The organism is Chloroflexus sp. (assembly GCF_034434295.1).
In the GTDB taxonomy this organism is placed as follows: Bacteria; Chloroflexota; Chloroflexia; order Chloroflexales; family Chloroflexaceae; genus Chloroflexus.
This window is the reverse complement of the sequence record NZ_DAOTZQ010000045.1, coordinates 1-5,361: the sequence shown is the minus strand read 5'-3', so window position 1 is coordinate 5,361 and position 5,361 is coordinate 1. Positions and strand designations below refer to the sequence as shown.

The 5,361-nt window shown below is 56.2% G+C and carries 3 protein-coding genes; all 3 read left to right on the top strand.

All coding sequences use genetic code 11. The annotated features are described in order from the left end of the window. Positions 1-340 precede the first annotated feature (340 nt). From VAE57_RS06595 to VAE57_RS06585, 3 genes are read left to right on the top strand one after another with little or no spacing between them, the layout of a single operon-like run. The gene (locus VAE57_RS06595) at positions 341-2,224 is read left to right on the top strand and encodes a polysaccharide deacetylase family protein (protein WP_322821092.1); all 1,884 of its coding nucleotides are present in this window, start codon (positions 341-343) and stop codon (positions 2,222-2,224) included. Further along, positions 2,197-4,098, top strand: coding sequence for an ABC transporter permease (locus VAE57_RS06590; RefSeq protein ID WP_322821091.1), 1,902 nt, complete (start codon positions 2,197-2,199; stop codon positions 4,096-4,098). Before VAE57_RS06595 ends, VAE57_RS06590 begins: the two co-directional genes overlap by 28 nt. Then, the gene (locus VAE57_RS06585) at positions 4,095-5,327 is read left to right on the top strand and encodes an ABC transporter ATP-binding protein (RefSeq protein ID WP_322821090.1); all 1,233 of its coding nucleotides are present in this window, start codon (positions 4,095-4,097) and stop codon (positions 5,325-5,327) included. Before VAE57_RS06590 ends, VAE57_RS06585 begins: the two co-directional genes overlap by 4 nt. Positions 5,328-5,361 lie beyond the last annotated feature (34 nt).

Genomic DNA, 5,361 nt, shown 5'->3' with positions numbered 1-5,361 from the left:
CGCTAACAGGCGAATTGTCGGAATCCAATCGTCAGCACTCACGACGAAGCCGTGCAGCAAGAGTACGGCTGGCCCCTGACCGGCTGTTAACACACGTAATCGAAACCCATCAATAACCACCTGCTGATCAGTGATCGCTACCTCAGTTGTTGCTGGCATACACTCAATACTCCTCTTTGCATAGTGGAGAACATGAACTGCTCTTTCTCACGATCTCACTTTAGCAAATAACGCTCGCAATGTCAGGACAAGACCCGACAACGGTAAGTAAAAACATCTATGGTACAATGCAGCCGCAGCCTGGTCTGCACGACATTTGGTGTACTATGACAAGCAACCCATGATTTCACGTCAGTTTGCGTTAAGCGCTATCATCGTATCGTTTATTATTGGCGCTGTCGGGGTTTTCCTCTTTATCAGTCAGCGACTTGAACGTTGCGCTGCACCTCCTTTTGTCGATCCAAACCTGTTGCCCAATGCCAGGTTTACCACACCTGGCGATGTTGCTGGCCTGCCTCAAGGGTGGGGCCGTGGCGCCGGTGGGGTTGAAGTACGTGGCCCGGCAGTTGATGGCCAGGGCTTCGATCTTGATGGTGATGGGCGGGCGTTGCAATTGATCGGTATCGCCAATTATGCTCTAACGCCCCCGATTGGGGTGCAACCTGGCACGGCCTATTGTTTCACTGTTGCAACCCTGACCGACTCATTGCTGCGTTCGCCGACCCGTGCTCGCCTCGTTTTCGAGTGGTATGACGATCAGGGTGTGGTGCGTGAACGATCCGTCACCCCCTGGCAACCAGTTGTTTTATGGACGCCGGATCGTCCGCCGGCTGCCTGGACAACGATTGCCGGCTATGCTCGCGCCCCACAGACGGCACGTATACTGCGGGTACGCATTGAACCGTCTTCCGACGACCGTATCTATCTCGATATGCCGCGCCTGCAACGCGGTGGGCATACGCTGCCGCCCGCGCAGAACGCAGATTTCGCGCCGCCGTTGACCATTGCGCCATGGCCCGAAGGGTACCGCGCCGCAGTCGCGTTCACCTTCGATTGGGAAACCGCAATGGGGGGATTGATCCACTCACGCTCGGTTGATGATCCACTGGCCGACGAAGACCCTATTCAGCGTGGGATGCGTATGCGTACCGGTGTCGAGACCAGCATGAGCATGTTTGCACGCTATAATGTGCGAGCAACCTATTTCGCGACCGGTTATAACTTCTTAATGGGGAATCGCGAGCAGCGACACTTCATGAACGATCCGGTCTTCACCTGGGCTTCGGCGGCCAATGGCTGGCGAAGTGATCGCTGGACGAGCCGCCCCTGGTTTGCTGATGACCCGTATGGAACGGTTGCTACCGATCCGGCCTGGTACTTTGGCGATCAAATTGATCCGTTGCGGGCTGCCGGTCACGAAATCCAAAGCCATACCTTTAGCCATTTGTACGGCGGATATGCTGATGCAGCTACCTGGCGGGCCGATATTGAAGCATGGAATAGTGTCGCTGCTGAGCGTAGTGTTAATATGGCCCGTGCGCTGGCGTTCCCGTGGAGCAGTAGTGCCGGTATGAGCGACGCAAACTGGGATGTCCTCGAACAGGCTGGCATTCGTGCGGTCACACGGCTGAGTGACTATGGCCCCTATAATCTCTTTCCCCTTGATGAACGCGGTCTGGTGCGCGACCCGCACTGTCGCTGGCTCCCTGGTCGTGAGGGACGGATCATCGCCTGCCCCGATTTTTACCTGACACCGGCACGGGCAAAGCTGGCTGTCGAGCAGATTGAACAGGCGATAGCCGCCGGCGGCATGATCGATATCTGGTCGCATACCGAAGAGGTAACCAGTGCCGTGCAACAGGCTGCCTGGGAAGATGTGGTATCTTATACTGTCGGGCGTGGCGATGTCTGGGTCGCGCCGTTTGGCGAGATTGCCGGCTGGCAAATTGCTCGTATGACACTCAATATAACAACGCTGACCGAACCAACCACCAGTACTGATCGGGGTCGAAGCACGGCACATCGCTATCAGGTGCAGAATACATCACCCTATCATCTTGCGGGAATGATGATCGAACTGCCGCCTGATACGGCTGATGTCGCGATTAACAACGACATCGTACCACGGCAACAGTGGCAATCCAGTGGATGGCTCCGCATCGATCTGGCTGCCGGTCAGACAGTAGAGGTGACATTGTGGCCAACACGATCAAGCAGCCGCTAAACCGGGCGACGGGCTGGCGTGCCATCGGCGATCTGCTGACGAGGCAACGTGGAGCGCTACGGTTGTACCAGTGGTTGTGGCTGATATTGTGCATTGCAGGCGCGCTGAGTATTGCCCTTCCGCCAATCCTCACTCGACCGATTATTTATTATGCCAATGCGGTAGTTCGCTTCGACATGGTACGCTATGGCCCGATCTATCAGCCGGTTGGGCCAAACCTGACCGGGATGGATATTGCGATTGCCGATGCGACGGAAGCTTTACGCCTCTCGGCATTAGCGCGGGCCGATGTACGCTTCGGCCTACCTAATTTTCGCGTTGAATATCTCTTACAGCAACCGGGTGAAGTTCTGGTGCGCGGAGTTGCCGATAACGCCACCGAGGCGAAGCTCCTGGCCGATGCCGGTGCTGCTGAACTGGTACGCCAGATTCGAGCGGCTGGTGGGCGGGAAATTTTACGCAACATGCTCGGCTGGCAGCTCTGGCAGGCACTCAATGGGACACCTCCTCCTGACCATGACCGTTTTGCGCTGCTACTGCGCGATATTCTGCGTCTTGAGGCATTGCCGCTCTCGCGACCAATAGAGCCGTTTAGCACGCCACGAACCCTGAGCGATCTCTCCGGTGAAGAGATCAGTGATGTTGCGCGGGCGCTTGAGTCACGTTACGATCTGTGGCGATTTGCGATCAATACCCGTAATGCGACCCTCGATGCACTCTGTGCCAGCGCTGGTCTAACCGATACTGCCGTTCGTGAGGCAACGTTGCGCGACTGTGCCGCAACGAATCCAGCCGCTGCCGCTGAGCTGGCGGCTCGTGATCGCACTATTGCCCAGCTACGTAGCATTGAAGCAGCGATTACCTATATGATTCGGGAAGCGGGTGCTCGCTTCAACGCCGACCAGGAGAGCGCTGCATTCCGCATTCCGGCGGCACTGCCTGCTGCGCCAGAACCACGTTATGAGATACCGCTGACTGCGCTGGCAATCCTGTTTGGTACAGCCCTTGGCCTGGGGGGGATTGCGCTCGACCGTAGTGCCGGCGTACTCCCGAAATTGCAGGAGTTGTGGCAATACCGCGAGCTGATCCGTAACCTGATCCTGCGCGATCTCCGTGCCCGCTATAAGGGCAGTGCTCTCGGCTACCTCTGGACACAGCTTGCACCGCTGGGGATGATGCTGGTCTACGTCATCGTCTTCAGCTTTCTCCTCCCTAACGGGTTGGCGATGTTTCCGGTCTTCATTATTGTCGGGTTGTTGCCCTGGAACTACACGGCAGAAGCGGTATTGAGCGGTACCCGCAGTATCATCGACAATGCTGCGCTGGTGAAGAAAGTCTACTTCCCGCGAGAGGTATTGCCCCTGGTGGCGGTTGGATCGAGTCTGCTCAATTTCATCCTCTCGCTGCCGATGATGGCACTGGTGATCATTGTTGTACAACTCGCCACCCTGGGCCGCCTCAACCTGAGCTGGAGTATTGTCTACCTGCCGGTTATTATGGCACTTCAGACTATCTTTCTGGCCGGTCTGGCGCTTCTGCTTGGTGCGGGTGCCGTCTTCTTCCGTGATGTTGTGCATCTGATCGGTATTGTGATCAACATCTGGTTCTTCCTCACCCCGATCATTTATCCACTAAGCACAATCAGTGAAGGGCTGGCTGCCCGTCTAATCCGCTGGTTTAACCCACTCGCCTCGATCATCGAGTTCTACCGCGAGATCATTTACGGCAACCCGGTGCCGGTTGGGCTCATCCCAACACCGGGTGTGCCCGCACTCAGTGCAATGTTGCGGGTCGCTCTGACCGGGCTGATCATCCTCGCGTTTGGCTACTGGGTGTTCCAGCGCACCAGCCGCCATTTTGGTGAAGAACTATGAGTGTCGTGATTGAGTTTGACAAGGTCTCACGGCAGTTTGTCCGTCGCCAGAACGCCTCGACCATTCAAGAGCGTTTTATGGGCCTGATCCGGGGACTACCCCCGGCAGAGGCTTTCTGGGCCGTGCGTGATGTGAGCTTTGCCGTTGAAGAAGGACAGAGCATTGGTCTCGTCGGGCACAATGGTGCCGGCAAGAGTACCATTCTCAAATTGATGACCCGTGTGCTTGAACCGACCAGTGGTCGAGTGACGACCCAGGGCCGCATTGCGGCCCTACTCGAGCTGGGCAGTGGCTTTCATCCCGAACTCAGCGGTCGCGAGAACGTCTTTCTCTACGGATCACTGATGGGCTTCAGCCGCAAAGAGATGCTGCGTAAATTGCCAGAAATTATCGAATTTTCCGAAATTGGACCGTTCCTCGATACCGAAGTCAAACACTATTCGTCGGGAATGTATACCCGGCTGGCATTTGCCGTCGCAACCGCCGTTGATCCCGACATCCTGATTACTGATGAAGTACTGGCCGTCGGTGACGAGACCTTTCAGCGCAAATGTATTGATCGCATCTATGGCTTCCGGCGGGCCGGTAAGACCATCGTCTTCGTCTCACATGCGCTTGACGTTGTGCGTTCGCTCTGTGATGTCGCCGTCTGGCTCGACCATGGTGAAATGAAGGCGTATGGTGAAGCTGGTAAGGTGGTTGATGCCTATCTGGCCGATGTGAACGAGCGCGAACGAGCTGAGTTTGAGGAGCGTTTGCATAGTGAAGATGACGATCAGATTCGCGAATCGCGCATGCGTCGTGGCAGCCGTGAAGTCGAGATCACGTGCGTGCAACTCCTCGATGCACAGGGGCATGAGCGCATTACCTTCCGAACCCACGAACCGCTCACCATTCGCATTCACTATCTTGCTCATCACCGGATCGAGCGCCCGGTCTTCGGTGTAGGGATTAACCACGAAAGCGGGCCGTGGTTGACCGGGCCAAATACCGGTTTTGATAAATACCATATCCCGTTTATCGAAGGGGCCGGTATCATCGACTATCACATTCCGCGCCTGCCCTTCCTTGGTGGACGCTACCTGGTCAGTGCATCGGCTACCGATTCCACCCAGTTGTACGAATTCGATGTTCACGACCGCATGTATCCTCTGGTCATCCATAGTGATGGTCTGAGTCAACGGTACGGCATGGTGTTCTGCGAAGGGAACTGGAGCTGGCACGGATGAATAATCTGCTGATCATCAGCCATGATGTCGTTGG